The 15658-nt window shown below is 72.4% G+C and carries 11 protein-coding genes and 1 tRNA gene; 6 read left to right on the forward strand and 6 right to left on the reverse strand.

All coding sequences use genetic code 11. The features are described from left to right. Positions 1-92: 92 nt before the first annotated feature. Together ACFYOJ_RS04700 and ACFYOJ_RS04705 are read right to left on the reverse strand one after the other, a co-directional pair. Positions 93-2657, reverse strand: a complete 2565-nt coding sequence (locus ACFYOJ_RS04700; RefSeq protein ID WP_356554443.1) for an FtsX-like permease family protein — start codon at positions 2655-2657, stop codon at positions 93-95. Next, complete coding sequence (locus ACFYOJ_RS04705; protein ID WP_356554445.1) at positions 2654-3472, reverse strand: ABC transporter ATP-binding protein; 819 nt, start codon at positions 3470-3472, stop codon at positions 2654-2656. Before ACFYOJ_RS04705 ends, ACFYOJ_RS04700 begins: the two co-directional genes overlap by 4 nt. A 472-nt stretch (positions 3473-3944) precedes the next feature. Between ACFYOJ_RS04705 and ACFYOJ_RS04710 the strand changes: the two genes are divergently transcribed. After that, the gene (locus ACFYOJ_RS04710; protein ID WP_356554447.1) at positions 3945-5441 is read left to right on the forward strand and encodes an MFS transporter; all 1497 of its coding nucleotides are present in this window, start codon (positions 3945-3947) and stop codon (positions 5439-5441) included. Between the two features lie 28 nt (positions 5442-5469). Here the strand turns inward: ACFYOJ_RS04710 and ACFYOJ_RS04715 are convergent, their stop codons facing one another. From ACFYOJ_RS04715 to ACFYOJ_RS04725, 3 genes are all read right to left on the reverse strand, one after another. After that, on the reverse strand, positions 5470-6354 hold the full coding sequence (locus ACFYOJ_RS04715; RefSeq protein ID WP_356554448.1) for a cellulose-binding protein: 885 nt from the start codon (positions 6352-6354) through the stop codon (positions 5470-5472). A gap of 219 nt (positions 6355-6573) precedes the next feature. Further along, complete coding sequence (locus tag ACFYOJ_RS04720; RefSeq protein ID WP_356554449.1) at positions 6574-9261, reverse strand: SUKH-4 family immunity protein; 2688 nt, start codon at positions 9259-9261, stop codon at positions 6574-6576. Between the two features lie 6 nt (positions 9262-9267). Beyond that, on the reverse strand, positions 9268-10320 hold the full coding sequence (locus ACFYOJ_RS04725) for an SMI1/KNR4 family protein (RefSeq protein ID WP_356554451.1): 1053 nt from the start codon (positions 10318-10320) through the stop codon (positions 9268-9270). Between the two features lie 267 nt (positions 10321-10587). Here ACFYOJ_RS04725 and ACFYOJ_RS04730 point away from each other — a divergent pair, with 267 nt between their 5' ends. Beyond that, positions 10588-11115 carry a YwqJ-related putative deaminase gene (locus ACFYOJ_RS04730; protein ID WP_356554452.1) on the forward strand — a complete coding sequence of 176 codons (528 nt, stop codon included), beginning with the start codon at positions 10588-10590 and terminating at the stop codon, positions 11113-11115. 43 nt (positions 11116-11158) lie between these two features. Continuing rightward, on the forward strand, positions 11159-11659 hold the full coding sequence (locus ACFYOJ_RS04735) for an SUKH-3 domain-containing protein (RefSeq protein ID WP_356554454.1): 501 nt from the start codon (positions 11159-11161) through the stop codon (positions 11657-11659). 22 nt (positions 11660-11681) lie between these two features. On the opposite strand, the gene ACFYOJ_RS04740 is transcribed toward ACFYOJ_RS04735, so the two are convergent. Beyond that, positions 11682-13001: a histidine kinase gene (locus ACFYOJ_RS04740; RefSeq protein WP_356554455.1), complete on the reverse strand. Its 1320-nt coding sequence runs from the start codon at positions 12999-13001 to the stop codon at positions 11682-11684. 134 nt (positions 13002-13135) lie between these two features. On the opposite strand from ACFYOJ_RS04740, the gene ACFYOJ_RS04745 reads away from it, so the two are divergent. The 3 genes from ACFYOJ_RS04745 to glmU all read left to right on the forward strand — a co-directional run bounded on the left by ACFYOJ_RS04745 (position 13136) and on the right by glmU (position 15650). Beyond that, complete coding sequence (locus ACFYOJ_RS04745) at positions 13136-13999, forward strand: hypothetical protein (protein ID WP_356554457.1); 864 nt, start codon at positions 13136-13138, stop codon at positions 13997-13999. Positions 14000-14005: 6 nt separating this feature from the next. After that, positions 14006-14076 (forward strand) — tRNA-Gln (locus ACFYOJ_RS04750). A gap of 125 nt (positions 14077-14201) precedes the next feature. Continuing rightward, positions 14202-15650: a bifunctional UDP-N-acetylglucosamine diphosphorylase/glucosamine-1-phosphate N-acetyltransferase GlmU gene (gene glmU / locus ACFYOJ_RS04755; protein WP_356554458.1), complete on the forward strand. Its 1449-nt coding sequence runs from the start codon at positions 14202-14204 to the stop codon at positions 15648-15650. Positions 15651-15658: the final 8 nt, after the last annotated feature.

The raw sequence follows: 15658 nt of genomic DNA on the forward strand, positions 1-15658 counted from the left end.
GCCGGGCAGGCGGGGAGCCCGGCGCCGGGGTCCCGTGGGACTCCGGCGCCGGGCTTCCTCTCCCGCGGCCCCCGTGCGCGGCGGCCGGCGGGCTACTCCGTGGCGATGGCCCTCAGCACGTTCATCCGGCCCGCCCGGAACGCCGGGACCAGGGCGGCGAACAGGCCCACGAAGGCCGAGCCGATGAACACGCCGATGATCGTCGGCCAGGGGATGTCCAGGACGTTCAGTCCCTCCAGGGCGAGCAGCTTCTGGGCCGTGGTGCCCCAGCCCATGCCCAGCCCGAGCCCCAGCAGGGCGCCGAAGAGGGCGATGACCACGGACTCCAGGCGGATCATCCGGCGCAGCTGACGGCGGGAGAGTCCGATCGCCCGCATCAGGCCGATCTCGCGGGTCCGCTCGACCACCGACAGCGCCAGGGTGTTCACCACGCCCAGGACCGCGACGACGATCGCGAGGGCGAGCAGGCCGTAGACCATGTTCAGCAGCTGGCCGACCTCGTCCTCGAGCTGCTGCTTGTAGTCGGTCTGGTCGCGCACCTGGTACTGCGGGTACGGGTCCAGCGACTTCTTCAGCGCCGCGTACGCCTGGCTCTCCTGGCCGTCCTCCGCCTTGGCGAACATCATCGTGCTCGGCGGGACGCGGTCGGCCGGCAGGTACTTGCGCATCGTGTCGATGCTGACGTACCGGGCGCCCTGGTCGATGGCGGTGTCGTCGTCGGTGATCGCGGCGACCTTCAGCTTCGCGGTCGCGCCGCCCTCGAAGGCGACGGAGACCGTGTCGCCGACGCGCACGCCGTGCTTCTTCGCGTAGTCGGAGCCGACCGACATGGCGTCAGGGCCGTAGGCGGCGGCCAGGTCGCCGGCGGTGGTCGGGCGGCGCACGTCCTGCGCGTAGGTCGGGTCGGCGGCGATCAGGCCGCCGTCGTCCTTCCGGCCGTCGGGGGAGGTCAGCGTGGCGTCGAGCGTCTTGTAGCGGGTGACGTGCTCCAGGCCGGGCGTGTCCTGCATCTTCTTCTCGGCCTGCGGCACGATCCGCTGGTTGCCCTGGACGATGAAGTCCGCGCCGACCGTCTTGTCCAGCTCGCCGGTGGCCGAGGCGACCATCGAGGAGCCGACCACCGACAGGCAGGCCACCAGCGCCAGGCCGATCATCAGCGCGGCCCCGGTGGCGCCGGTGCGGCGCGGGTTGCGCAGGGCGTTGCGCTCGGCCATGCGGCCCACCGGGCCGAAGGCCCGCAGCAGCACCGCGCTGATCACCCGTACGACCCCGCCGGCCAGCAGCGGGCCGATCACGACGAAGCCGATCAGGGTGAGGACGATGCCCAGTCCCAGCATCGACGCGCCCTCGCTCGCCCTGTCCGCCGTACCGGCCGCGTACAGGGCGGCGGCGCCGGCGGCGGTGAGGACCAGGCCGATCAGGCCGCGGATCCGTCCGGCCCTGCCGTCGGCCGGTGTGCCGGCGTCGCGCAGGGCGGCCATCGGGGAGACCTTGCCGGCGCGGCGGGCCGGCAGGTAGGCGGCGAGGACGGTGACGACGACGCCGAGGACCAGGCCGACGACCGGGGTGGCCGCCTTCACGGTCAGGTCGTCGGTGGACAGGTTCATGCCCGCCGCGGACATCAGCTTCATCAGGCCGACGGCGATCCCGACACCGGCCGCGACACCGAGGAGCGAGCCGACGACGCCGAGGAACAGCGCCTCGATGAGCACGGAGCGGTTGACCTGCCGGCGGGAGGAGCCGATGGCCCGCATCAGGCCGATCTCGCGGGTGCGCTGGGCGACCAGCATGGAGAAGGTGTTGATGATCAGGAAGATGCCGACCAGGAACGCGATCCCGGCGAAGCCGAGCATGGCGTACTTGATGACATCCATGAACTCGGCGATCTCCTCCCGGCCTTCGTCGGAGGTCTCCTTCGCCGTCCGGACCTTGTAGTCGCCGCCCAGGGCCTCGGCGACGTTCCGCTTGAGCTGCGTGTCGGAGACGCCGTCCGCGGCGGTGACGTTGAACTGGGTGAACCTGCCGGTGGCACCGAGCAGTTCGCGCTGGGCGGTGGCAGTGTCGAAGTAGACGACGGCCGCGCCGGGGTTGGTGACGGTGAAGGCGGCGATGCCGGTGATGCGGGTCCTGAAGTCGCCGGTCTGCGCGATGGTGCGCAGTTCGTCGCCGATCTTCAGGCCGTGCTTGTCGGCGGTGTCGGCGTCGATCATCGCCTCGGTGGGCCCGCGGGGGGCGTGCCCGGAGGTGATCTCCATCGACCGCAGGTCGTTCTCGGTCCAGTTGCCGGCGATGGTCGGGGCGCCGCTGGTGGCGCCCACGTTGTCGTTGTCGGCGTCGACGAGGGTGACGTTCATCGAGACGACGGCGCCCTCGGCCGACTCGACGCCCTCGGCGGAGCGGATCCGCTCCAGGGTGGACGCCGGCACGGACGCGGGCACCCCGTTCTGCGGGGTGTCCTCGCCCTCGGCGTCCTTCGGGGCGACCGTGACGTCCGCGGAGGAGACGGCGAAGATCTTGTCGAACGTGGTGTTCATGGTGTCCGTGAACACGAGCGTGCCGCAGACGAACGCCACCGACAGCAGCACCGCCACCGCCGACAGCGCCATCCGGCCCTTGTGCGCGAAGAAGTTGCGCATCGAGGTCTTCAGGACGGTCATGACGTGCGCCCCCGGGCGTCGGAGTCGGAGGTCCGGGGGTTCCCCCCGGAAAAACGCAGCATGCGGTCCAGGACGGCCTCCGCGGTCGGCTCGTACATCTCGTCGACGATCCGGCCGTCGGCGAGGAACAGCACGCGGTCCGCGTAGCCGGCGGCGACCGGGTCGTGGGTGACCATCACGATGGTCTGGCCCAGCTCGTCCACCGACCGGCGCAGGAAGCCCAGCACCTCGGCGCCGGCCCGCGAGTCGAGGTTCCCGGTCGGTTCGTCGCCGAAGATGATCTCCGGCCGGGCCGCGAGCGCCCGCGCCACGGCGACGCGCTGCTGCTGGCCGCCGGAGAGCTGGTTCGGCCGGTGCTTGAGCCGCCCGGCCAGGCCCACCGTCTCCACGACCCGGTCCAGCCACGCCTTGTCGGGCTTGCGGCCGGCGATGTCCATGGGCAGCGTGATGTTCTCCAGCGCGTTCAGCGTCGGCAGCAGGTTGAACGCCTGGAAGATGAAGCCGATCCGGTCCCGGCGCAGCTGCGTGAGCTTCTTGTCCTTCAGACCGGTGATCTCGGTCTCGTCCAGGTGGATCTGCCCGCCGGTGACGGTGTCGAGACCGGCCAGGCAGTGCATCAGCGTGGACTTGCCGGAGCCCGACGGGCCCATGATCGCGGTGAACTGCCCGCGGGCGATGTCCACATCGACGTGGTCGAGGGCGACGACCCGGGTCTCCCCGCTGCCGTAGGCCTTGACGACCTGCCGCGCCCGCGCGGCGACGGCCGTACGCCCTCCAGTGCTCCCGTGCCGGGGAATCGTTACGGCCGATGTCATGTCAAGTCTCCTATGTCGGTCATCGAATGAGCCGCCGGTGCCCGCGGTGCGCGCCGGGCGCCACCGCCGAAGCTGTCGCTGGTCACGTCGGAGAGTCTGGCCGGACCCGGGGTCCGGGCGCGCTGGTGCTCGGCGCACTCTTTCCCTGGGGAAAACCCCACCCCCGTGGGTCCGGTTCACCGCCCCCCGCGGCGTAAAGCCAGATTAAGGACGCACCGGGGCCCGTATCGTCCTCCGCCGGTACGAACCCTGCCCCTGCCGTAGTACGGAGGTACCCCTAAGGGCAGTCCACCCGTCGGCGGAGTTCTCCTAGGGGTCGCCCTCATCCCTCGGACGCACCCGGCCTCCTCCCTGTGACACGCTCGGCCTCCTCCCTCCCGCCGTGTGAGGGGCAAGTGGCAAGCTGTGGGCGGCAGATGGTTGCACAGGGCACTCAAAAAGCGGCCCGGTGAGCACGAGGGGGAGGCCCGCAGTGGGCGGCACCAGACCGGCGGTACGCGAGACCGCACCCGGCGGCGGCACGGAGCGGCGCGGTGCCGTCGTCGCCGCGCTGATGCTCGCGATGGCGCTGGCCGCCCTCGACTCGACCATCGTCTCCACCGCGGTCCCGCAGATCGTCGGCGACCTCGGCGGCTTCTCCCTCTTCTCCTGGCTCTTCTCCGGCTACCTGCTGGCCGTCACCGTCACCCTCCCCGTCTACGGCAAGCTCTCCGACACCTTCGGCCGCAAACCGGTGCTGGTCGCGGGCGCGGCCGTCTTCCTGCTCGGCTCCCTGCTGTGCGCGCTCGCGTGGAACATGGCCGCGCTGATCGCCTTCCGGATCGTGCAGGGCCTGGGCGGCGGCGCCCTGCAGGGCACGGTGCAGACCCTCGCCGCCGACCTGTACCCGCTCGAGGAACGGCCCAGGATCCAGGCCCGGCTGTCCACCGTGTGGGCGGTGTCGGCGATCGCGGGTCCCGGTCTGGGCGGCGTGCTGGCCGCCTACGCCGACTGGCGCTGGATCTTCCTCGTCAACCTGCCGGTCGGCGCCCTCGCCCTGTGGCTGATCGTCCGTCACCTGCACGAGCCGCGGCGGGTGCCGCCCGCCGCGCGTCCCCGGGTCGACTGGGCGGGCGCGCTGGCCGTGTTCGCCTGCGGCGGCGTCCTGCTCACCGCGCTGGTGCAGGGCGGCGTGGCCTGGCCGTGGCTGTCGGCGCCCTCCCTCACTCTGTTCGGGACGGGACTGGTGCTGCTGGCGGCCGTGGTGGTGATCGAGCGCCGGGCGGCGGAACCGATCATCCCCGGCTGGGTGTGGCGGCGCCGCACCATCGCCGCGGTGAACCTCGCGCTCGGCGCGCTGGGCCTGCTGATGGTCGCCCCGACCGTCTTCCTGCCCACCTACGCCCAGTCGGTGCTGGGACTGGCGCCCGTGGCCGCCGGGTTCGTGCTGTCCGTGTGGACGCTGACCTGGCCCGTGTCGGCCGCGCTGAGCCAGCACGTGTACCGCAGGATCGGCTTCCGCAACACGGCGATGCTGGGCATCGGCGCCGCGTCGCTGATCCTGCTCGCCTTCCCCTTCCTGCCCTACCCCGGCCGGGCCTGGCAGCCGACGCTGCTGATGCTGCTCCTCGGCGCCGCGCTCGGCCTGTTCCAGCTCCCGCTCATCGTCGGCGTCCAGTCGACGGTGGGCTGGTCGGAACGCGGCACGACGACCGCGTCCGTCCTCTTCTGCCGGCAGACCGGCCAGACCGTCGGCGCGGCCCTCTTCGGCGCGGTCGCCAACGGCGTACTGGCCGCACGGCTCGGCGGGGCGAGCGACCTCGACTCGGTGACCCGGGCGCTGGACACGGGCGCCCCCGCCGAACCCGTACGGCACGCGATCGCCGAGGCCGTCCACGCGGTCTACCTGGGCGCGGCGGCAGCGGCGGCGCTGGCGTTCCTGGTGCTGCTGGTGGTCGCCCCGCGGAAGTTCCCGGTACTGAAGGACTGACAGCCCGCGCCGGCCGGCCGGCGGCTCCTCACTCCACGCCGCGGCCCGTCAGGGTGCCCAGGCGGCCGCGGAACGCGCTGATCTGGTCCTGCACCTCGTCCCAGCGCTCCCCGTGCTCGCGCAGCACCCGCTCCGTCTCCCGCGCGATCCGCTCCGCCCGCTCCCGCGCCCCCGCCACGATCTCCTCCGCCCGCTCCCGCGCCTCCTCCTGCCGCAACGCGGCCTCCCGCTCCGCGCCGGCCAGGGCCCGCTCCGCCTCCGCCAGCGCCTGCCCGGCGCGTGCGAACAGCTCCTCGTGGTGGGCGTCGAGCGCGGCCGCCCGCCCGGCCTCCTCCTGCTCGGCCCGCGCCCACCGCGCGGCCTGTTCGTCCCGCTGCGCGGCGAGCAGCGCCGAGCCGCGCCGCCGCGCCTCCCGCAGCACGGCCAGCGCCTCGCCGCGCCCGGCCCGCACCTCGCGCCGGGCCGCGATCCGCACGTCGTCGGCCTGCGCGCGCGCCGCGAGCAGCCGCCGCCGGGCCCGCTCGTCGGCCTGCGCCCGTACCGCGTCGGCGTACGCCCGCGCGGCCTCGAGCACTCCCTCCCCGTACGCCCGCGCCTCGTCCTCCAGCTCCCGCGCCGCACACCGTGCGCGCTCCCGCAGGGCGTCGGCCTCCTCCAGCCCGAGCCGGAAGATCAACCGTGCGCGCTCCCCGAGCGTCTCGTACGTCTGCGGCACCAGCCCCGCCACCGTCTCCCGCAGCCGGTCCCGTTCCGCGCCCATCTCACGGGCCAGCACGGTGAGACGGGCGGCCCGCTCCCAGGCGGCGTCGCGCTCCCGCGAGAGCGCCTCGGCACACGCGTCGACCTGCCCGGGACGGTAACCACGCCCCCGTACGGTCTCGAAGCCGTGCCCAGACGCCGATGCGCTGCTCATGCCGGAACCCCTGTTTCGCCCGATCCACCGACAGACTTCCGCGATGTCCGGACATCTTTACGGATCGGACGTAAACCCTCATAACGCGACACTCCGCACGAAAGCCGCACCTGCCGGTGCCCCGCCCGCCCGAAAACGCCGACGGGCCGGACCGGCACCCCCTGGGGGTGACCCGGCCCGGCCCGTCGTCGGTCCGCGCTCCGCGTCAGCGGCGCCGCCTCACAACAGCCCGTCCCACATCTGCTCCAGCAGCACCGACCACCAGCTCTCCGGCGACCCGAGCGCCGCCGGGTCCAGCGCGGCGAGCTGGGCCTGGAAGTCGACGGTCCAACGGCCCGCCTGCTCCTGGTTCAGCCCGTACCGCAGCCGCCACATCCGGCCCAGCAGCGCCAGACAGCGCGCGAACTCCGGCAGCCCGGTGTTCACGAACTGCGGCGGCACGGGCGCACCGCCCGGCCCCGCCTCCACCGGCACCGCCACGATGTGCGCCGTGCCGTACTGCACACAGACCGCCTTGCCGAAGTCACTGCCCACGACGAGGTACGAACCCGCGTCCGACGCCGGCTGCACCCCGCGCTCGGCCGCCAGCTCCGCCAGCGTCGGCACCGGACGGCCCGGCTGGGCCTGCGCCCAGAAGAACGGGCCCATGTCCACCGGCAGCCCCGCCACCACCAGCGTGTGCGCCACCACCGGCGGCACCCCCTGGCGGTCCACCGCGGCCTGCTCGAACCGGAAGACACCCGGCCCGAACGCCGCCGCCAGCTCCTGCCCGATGCCCTCCGGCGGGATCGGCGGCGCCGGCTGCACCGGCGGCAGCGGCGCGCGCACCGGCGCCGGACGCGCCGGCCCGTCGGCCACCTGGTGCAGCTCGCCCTGATGGGCGAGGAGCTGCTGCATGCCCTGCTGCCGGCTCGCGTGATCGGTGCCGTACGGCGCGATCGAGGTGATCCGCGCCTGCGGCCACTGCTCCCGGATCATCCGCGCGCAGTACGCGCCCGGCAGCTCGCAGGACTCCAGCTCCGTGTGCAGCTCCAGCACCTGGTCCGGCGGCACGTTCATCGCCCGCAGCTCGTGGAAGATCTGCCACTCCGGATGCGGCACACCCGGCGCCGAACGCCGGATCAGCTGCTGCTCGGAACCGTCCTGCGCGCGGTAGCGCAGCACGGCCTGGTAGCCGGGACCGACGATCGGCACGCCGGCCGGCGGCTGCGGATAGCCGTACGCCGGCGGCTGCCCGGGAACCGGCCGACCCGGCACCGGCTGTCCAGGCGGCGGCATCGCACCCGGCGGCATCGCACCCGGAGGCACCGCCCCAGGAGGCGTCGCGCCCGGCGGCACGGGCTGCACGGCACCGGGGACCCCCGGCACACCAGGGGCGGACGGAGGCGGAGGCACACCGGGGCCACCCACCGAAGGCCCGGCCAGCACCGTCCGCGCCTGGTGCACACCGCCGTGCCCACCGGCCGAGGAACCCGGCGGCCCCGGAGGAACCGGAGGCGGCGGCGTACCCGGACCCACGGGAGGAGCCGAAGGCGGCGGTGCACCGGGACCGCCCTGCGTACCCGGGACGCCGGGAGCACCCGGCGGGCCTGGAGGCTTCGGCGCCCCGCCGCCCGGCCGGCCGGGGTCGGCCAGCATCGTCGCGGCGTGGTGCACCCCGCCCGGGGGCGTCCCGCCGGGAGCGTTCGGCGGCAAAGGCGGCGCACCCGGACCGGCCGGGCCACCCGCCGTGCCCCCCGGGGCCTCGGGAACACCGGGAGCACCGGGCCCCTCCGGACCGAGCGACGACACCAGCTGCGTCGGCACATACCCACCCGCCGGACCACCCGGCGCGGGCGCCCCCGGAGCCGGCGTCGGCGTACTCCCCGGCCGCACCCCCGGCACACCCGGAGCACCGGGCGGAGGCGGCGGAGTCGCACCGCCGCCGCGCTTCGAAGGCACCGCCTTGCTCGTCGCCGCGTCGGCGATCTCCCCCGCGCCCGGCGCGCGCACCGGCGGCACGGTCGGCGGCGTGGCCCCGCCCGCCGACGGCACCGGCGCGTCCGGAACGTCGACCGCCGGCGCGAGCGCCGTCGGCGGAAGCTGACTGCCGCCCGACATCAACGCCGTCTTCGCGTCCGGCGTCACCGACGGCGGCGTACCGCCCGCCTCGCTCAACGGCGGCGCGAACACCGTCTCGGGCAACGGCACCGAACGGTCCTCACCGGTGTCCGCGTTGGTGTCCGTCCCCGCCCACGGCGTCGCCCCGGCCGGCACGCCCGGCGCACCGCTCCCCGCCCCGGACACGTCACCCGCGTCCGCCGGAGCGGCGGGCCACGCCGCACCCCCGCCCGGCGCCGCAGAAGCCCCACCGGCGGAAGACCCACCGGCGGACTCCCCGTCTCCCGACGGCCCGCCCGACGGCACCCCCGCCTGCGTCCGCGCGAGCCCCGACCCGGCATCCTCCCCGGCACCGGCCGCCTCACCACCGGCACCGGTGCCGTCGCCGCTAACGTCGCCGTCGTCCGTGCCACGCCCGCCGCGCCCGTCCGGCACACCGAGCTTGTCCGCCGCCTCCTGCAACCACTCCGGCGGCGTCAGCAGGAACGACGTCTGATTCAGATCCACCCGCGCCGGCGGCGCCGGAACCGGCTCCTCCGCCGCCTCCGGACGGCCGTACTCCTCCTCGTAACGGCGGATCACCTCACCCACCGCCAACGCCGGCCACAGCGTCGCCTCACCACTGTCCCGCGCGATCACCAGCCGCTGCGCGCCCCCGTCCGAACGCGGCCCGTCCGCACGGTCCTCGGCCCACACCACGAACCCGAGCCCGAACTCCCGCACCCGCACCTCACGGTGCTGATACGCCGGGAGATCACCGTTGACCCACTCCTCCGCACGCTCCTGCGCCTGCGCGAACGTCACCATCGCCAGTCACTCCCCCACCGAAGACGCAGAAGACGCAGAAGGTGCGGAAGATGCGGAAGATGCGGAAGACGCCGACGACACAGCCGAACCCACCGGCACCGCACGCGCGAAACCACCGTCCACCATCAGATTCGCCACCGTCTCCAACTCCGGCGGAGACCCCGCCAGCCGCGACAGGAACGCGTCGAAATCCTCACCGCACGGCAACAGCAACCGCTCCACCCGCTCCGCCGGCGACAACGACGGATCCACATCCCGCACATCGTCGTACGCACAGAACCACACCGAACCGACCCGCTCGCCCTTCACCTTCACCGCGAGCAGACCACCCTGCACGAACGCGACGCACAGGAAATCCTTCGTCAGATGGTCCCGCAGACACTTGTTCACATAGACCAGATCATTGACCGCCGCCTCCTCACGCACCGTGAAGAACGGCTGGTCCACCAACAGACCCAACTCCGCGTCCAACGCCGTACCCACCGGCGCACAACCACCCGCGGCCTTCAGGAACGACCGGTACGCACCCGGCAACCGGTACCCGAGATCCTCCTCGACCCCCTGCACCTGCTGCTCCGACACCGCCACACCCGACTTCGGCAGCCGGAAGTGCACCGGCCGCGTCTCCTGCAACGGCCGCGTCCCCCGCTTCCCCTGATCCACCACCGCCGTCGCGATGCCCCCGTGATGCCGCAGCAACGCCTTCACCTCGACCGGCACCAGCTCCAACCGCCGCGACCCCACCACGTGATGCCACGTCCAGCCGTGCGGCGTCGCCACCGCCGGCACCGTGTCCCACAACTCGTGCCCCGACGCCGACAACGCCGCGTTCGCCGACACATAGTCCGTCAACCGCAGCTCATCGACCCCGAACCCCGCCGGCGGCTCCGCGATCTCCGCCACCGCACGGGCATACGGCGAAAAAACGGGATACCCCCGCTCATCCACCCGCACCCCCCTCGGATGACGAGCCGCCCTCACCGGATCCGGGAAATGCACGACCTGCCCGGCATAGGCCGCGTTCGGCGGCACGGTCTGCCCCAGCCGACCTGTCGTCATGGCGGTAGCCCCCTGCGGCGTCTGTCTGATCCACTTGCACTGTCCAAAAACACCGCACCCACACGCGGTGCCGACAGCCTAAGCGGTACACCGACACCGGTCACCGGCCCCGGCCACCACACCCGTCACCCCACCGTGACCAGCCGTCACCCTCCCGTGACGGAACGCCCCCACCCACGCGTGTCGACACGCCCCCGCTTCCACACCACCCACACCATTTGGCACCCTGTGACCTTCGGGGGGATGCACAGGAGGGGAAAAAGAACCATGAGCGCCACACAGACGGGACCACACACCGGCAGGTCCGACGACCTCCGCACCGGCGACCCCCGCATCGACTGGAGCGCCACCGACACCCCCCACACCCCCACCCTGCGCCACCGCCGCGACGGCATACTCCCCACCGTCGCCGCCGCCCTCTCCGTCCGCGGCACCACCCTCACCGGCACCCCCGTCCGCGCCGACACACCCCCCGCCCTCCACCACCTCGTCCAGGACTTCCTCGACACCCTCACCAGCGGACAACGCGACCGCTTCACCGGCCGCTGCGCCGAGACCGTCCTCATCTCCCGGCACCTCACCGCCGCCGACGCCGCCCGCAGCAAACGCGCCTCCCGCAGGCCCATGTCCAACGGCGAAGCCCGCAAAGCCCTCAAACACGCCAAACTCACCACCCGCCGCATCCGCGAGGACGGCGACCCCCTCCACGGCACCTTCGCACCACCCTGCCGCGCCTGCACCGCCCTCAGCGCACACTTCGGCGTCCGCATCGTCGACCCCACCACCGACGACTGACCCACCCCCGCCGCACCCCACCACCGACACGAACCAAGGCCAGATGCACGCCGACCGCACCTCCACCACCCGCTTCCCCGTACCCGTCGACGCCGCCCTGCGCGACGCCGGCTGGCAACCCGGACGCTGGGACATCAAACAGGCCGAGATCTGGGCCGACACCCTGCGCGGACACACCTCACCCGCAGGCCACCGCCACACCGTCTTCCCCGCCGCCGTCGAAGCCTGGGCCGAATTCGGCGGCCTCCACATCAACCCCACCGGCCCCGGCCGCCAGATCGCCCCCGCCACCCTCCACCTCGACCCCCTCCACGGCCTCCACATGGCCCGCACCCTCGGCGACCTCGGCCGCGCCCTCGCCACCCCCCTCTGCCCCCTCGGCACCGAGACCGACACCCAGGCCCTCATCGCCATCGACGCCGAAGGCCGCGTCTACGCCCTCGACCACACCGGCGACTGGTACCTCGGCCCCGACATCGACCACGCCCTCGCCACCCTCATCGGCGGCACCCAGCCCACCCGCCTCACCGCCACCCCCGCCTGACCCCCCGCAACCCTCCCTCCGGCTACGACGCCGGAATCACCGCCGACACCCGGAAACCCCCCGCATCCGTCGGCCCCGACACGAACACACCCCCCAGAGCGGACACCCGCTCCCGCATCCCCACCAGACCGTTGCCCCCCGACGGCAACCGCGCCGACGACGCCGACGACACCTCCGGCGGCGGACCGTTCTCCACCTGCATCGCGATCTCCGACGCCCGATGCGCCAGCCGCACATACGTCTTCGCACCCGCCGCATGCTTGTGCACGTTCGTCAACGCCTCCTGCACCACCCGGAACGCCGTCGCCTCCACCTCCGGCGCGTACGACCGCTCCTCCCCCTCCACCGACAACGCCACGACCATCCCCGCCGCCGCCGACTGCCCCACCAACTCCTCCAGATCCGACAGACAGGGCCCCTCCCCAGAACCCTCCCCCTCCCCCACGGCCCGCGAAGCAGCCGCCGCGGCAGCCACCCCCACCGCCGCCAACGGCACCCCCGCCCGCTCCACACGCGCACCCTCCGGACCCGCGCGCAACACCCCGAGCATCTCCCGCAGCTCCGTCAACGCCTGCCGCCCCATGTCCCCCACCAGCGCGGCGTTCCGCACCGCCTTCTCCGGATCCTTCCGCGCCACCGCCTGCAACGCCGCCGCATGCACCACCATCAGACTCACCCGGTGCGCCACCACGTCGTGCATCTCCCGCGCGATCCGCGTCCGCTCCTCGTTACGCGCCCACTCCGCGCGCTCCTCCGCCCGCTCCGCGAGCAGCTGCAACTCCCGCTCCAGACTGTCCGCGCGCTCCCGCAGGCTCTCCATCAACCGCCGCCGCTGCCCCACGTACAGCCCCAGCAGCAACGGCGGCGCCGTCATCCCCAGCGACGTGGTGATCGACGCGAAAGGCAGGAACCAGCCCCCGATCCCCAGATCCTCCCGCTCCATGTCCTGCCCCAGCCGCACGTACGTCACGATCAACGTCCCCAGCAGCGACATCCCGGACAGCGCCGCGATGATCCGGCGCGGCAGCTCGCACGCGGCCAGCGTGTACAGGCCGACGACACCCAGCAGGAAACCCATCTCCGCCGGCGTGACGGCGATCGCCACCAGCACCACCGCGATGGGCCACTTCCGCCGCACCACCAGCACCGAACCGGCCAGCAGCCCGAAGACGACCCCCGCCGCCCACGGAATCCCGGCATCCCGCGCGAACGGAACCCCCTCCGCCGCACACTCCAACGCGGACACGACACCGAGGCCCACATCGAGCACCGCACCGCGCCGCCTGTCCCACCACCAAGGCCCGCCCCGGGCCGGTGCCTGGTCTTCCCCCGTCGTGGTCATACCCACCAGCCTACGGGCGCCCCCGTCCCCATTTCCGGTGACTTTCACCAAGCGATACGACGCGATATCCCTCGAACTGGTGAACCCTCCCCCGTTCGGCCCCACAGCCGAGAAAACCGGCCGACGCTATGCCTATGGCACATTCACAAGGCAGGTACGCCGACCTCGACGGCCTCCGGGAGAAGGCGGTGGCGTTGCGCCGGGCCGGCTACAGCCTCCGGCAGATCCGGGACGAACTTCAGGTCCACAACAAAGAGATGCTCCAACGCCTCGTCGAGGGCGAACCGCCCCCTGAGTGGACGAAGCGCCCCCGAGCGAAGGACGACCTTCGAGAACGGGCACGCGAACTGCGACTCCAAGGCTGGACCTACAACCAGATCCAGGCCGAGTTGGGCTGCTCGAAGAGCTCGGTATCCCTTTGGGTCAGGGATCTCCCGACACCGGAGCGCCAGCGCCGCTCCGACATGTCAGAGGCGCGACGCGGAGTGCAGCGCGCGCTGGAGAACCGCACTGCCGCTCGTAAAGAGCTGACAAACAACGCGTACGCCGAGATCGGACCCATCACCCAGCGCGAACTGTTCCTGGTCGGCGTGGGGCTGTACTGGTCAGAGGGAGCGAAAGCCAAACCCGGGTCTCACCGTCGCGTCATCTTCGTGAACAGCGACCCGAACATGATTCGAGTCTTCCTCGCCTGGTTGGACCTACTCGGCGTGGCAGCCGAGCATCGCAGGTTCTCGGTCAACATCCACGAGTCAGCAGACATCCCCGAATCCGAGGCCTACTGGGCACAGCATGTCGGCATCGAGGTTGGCGACCTGCTGAAAACGAGTCTCAAGAAGCACAACCCCAAGACCAACCGCACCAACACCGGCGAGAGCTACCACGGCTGCCTCAGGATCGCTGTCCTCCAAAGCGCCGACCTACACCGTCGCATCGAGGGCTGGTGGTACGGCATAGTAGGTGCTGCCTCCGCGGCCGATCTAGCAAATCGGACATAGCGGTAATCCCGGGTCGTCTAAGGGCAAGACGTCAGATTTTGGCTCTGATCATGGGGGTTCGAGTCCTCCCCCGGGAGCATCTCTTGGGTTCGGGTCCTGACCGGCGAAAGCCACCGTCAGGGCCCGCACTCATACCCCCCACCAGCCACCCCGGTATCCTGCGGATGTCCACCCCCTCCCCCTCAAAGCCGAAGGGCATCCCGTGAGCGCCATTCGCCCGGCAGCCGTCGTCGTTCTCGCAGCGGGTGAGGGCACCCGTATGAAGTCGGCCACACCCAAGGTCCTGCACGAGCTGTGCGGACGTTCCCTCGTCGGCCATGTGCTCGCCGCGGCCGGTGAGCTGGAGCCCGAGAACCTGGTCGTCGTCGTCGGGCACGCCCGCGAGAAGGTCACCGCGCACCTCGCCGAGGTCGCCCCCGGCGTCCGTACCGCCGTGCAGGAGCAGCAGAACGGCACCGGGCACGCCGTCCGGATGGGGCTGGAGGCCCTGGGCGGTGCCGTGGACGGCACGGTGGTGGTCGTCTGCGGTGACACTCCGCTGCTGACCGGTGAGACGCTGCGGGCGCTGGCCGCGACCCACTCCGCCGACGGCAACGCGGTGACGGTGCTGACGGCCGAGGTGCCGGACGCGACGGGGTACGGCCGGATCGTGCGGGACGAGGCGTCGGGTGCTGTGACGGCGATCGTGGAGCACAAGGACGCGTCGGAGGCGCAGCGGGCGATCCGGGAGATCAATTCCGGGGTGTTCGCGTTCGACGGGCGGCTGCTGGCGGACGCGCTGGGGAAGGTGCGGACGGACAACAGCCAGGGCGAGGAGTACCTGACCGATGTGCTCGGCATCCTGCGTGAGGCCGGTCACCGGGTCGGTGCGTCGGTGGCCGGGGATCACCGGGAGATCGCGGGGATCAACAACCGGGTGCAGCTGGCCGAGGCCCGCCGGGTCCTCAACGACCGGCTGCTGACGCGGGCGATGCTGGCCGGCGTGACCGTCGTCGATCCGGCGACGACGTGGGTGGATGTGACGGTGACGTTCGAGCGGGACGTGGTCGTGCACCCGGGGACGCTGCTGCACGGTGCGACGCATCTGGCGGAGGGTGCGGAGGTCGGGCCGAACTCGCGGCTGACGGACACGCGTGTGGGTGCGGGTGCGCGGGTGGACAACACGGTGGCGGTGGGTGCCGAGGTGGGTCCGGAGGCGTCGGTGGGTCCGTATGCGTATCTGCGTCCGGGTACGCGGCTGGGGCTGAGGTCGAAGGTCGGTACGTACGTCGAGACGAAGAACGCGTCGATCGGTGAGGGGACGAAGGTCCCGCATCTCTCCTACGTGGGTGACGCGACGATCGGTGAGTACACCAACATCGGTGCGGCGAGCGTGTTCGTGAACTACGACGGTGAGCACAAGCACCACACGACGGTGGGGTCGCACTGCAAGACGGGTTCGGACAACATGTTTGTGGCTCCTGTCACGGTCGGGGACGGTGCCTACACGGCCGCCGGCTCGGTGATCACGAAGGATGTGCCGCCCGGTTCGCTGGCCGTGGCCCGTGGCCAGCAGCGGAATATCGAGGGTTGGGTGGCCCGTAAGCGTCCGGGGAGCGCGGCGGCGAAGGCGGCCGAGGCGGTGTCCCGGGAGACCGGTGGCGAGGGCTGACCGGAAAC

The organism is Streptomyces sp. NPDC006384, from assembly GCF_042870695.1.
In the GTDB taxonomy this organism is placed as follows: Bacteria; Actinomycetota; Actinomycetes; order Streptomycetales; family Streptomycetaceae; genus Streptomyces.

Excerpts from the sequence above, each read along its gene's own strand:
- ACFYOJ_RS04725 (WP_356554451.1), bottom strand. The coding sequence starts at position 10,320 with ATGACGACAGGTCGGCTGGGGCAGACCGTGCCGCCGAACGCGGCCTAT.
- ACFYOJ_RS04735 (WP_356554454.1), top strand. The coding sequence starts at position 11,159 with ATGCACGCCGACCGCACCTCCACCACCCGCTTCCCCGTACCCGTCGAC.
- ACFYOJ_RS04700 (WP_356554443.1), bottom strand. The coding sequence starts at position 2,657 with ATGACCGTCCTGAAGACCTCGATGCGCAACTTCTTCGCGCACAAGGGC.
- ACFYOJ_RS04730 (WP_356554452.1), top strand. The coding sequence starts at position 10,588 with ATGAGCGCCACACAGACGGGACCACACACCGGCAGGTCCGACGACCTC.
- ACFYOJ_RS04745 (WP_356554457.1), top strand. The coding sequence starts at position 13,136 with ATGGCACATTCACAAGGCAGGTACGCCGACCTCGACGGCCTCCGGGAG.
- ACFYOJ_RS04705 (WP_356554445.1), bottom strand. The coding sequence starts at position 3,472 with ATGACATCGGCCGTAACGATTCCCCGGCACGGGAGCACTGGAGGGCGT.
- ACFYOJ_RS04720 (WP_356554449.1), bottom strand. The coding sequence starts at position 9,261 with ATGGTGACGTTCGCGCAGGCGCAGGAGCGTGCGGAGGAGTGGGTCAAC.
- ACFYOJ_RS04740 (WP_356554455.1), bottom strand. The coding sequence starts at position 13,001 with ATGACCACGACGGGGGAAGACCAGGCACCGGCCCGGGGCGGGCCTTGG.
- ACFYOJ_RS04715 (WP_356554448.1), bottom strand. The coding sequence starts at position 6,354 with ATGAGCAGCGCATCGGCGTCTGGGCACGGCTTCGAGACCGTACGGGGG.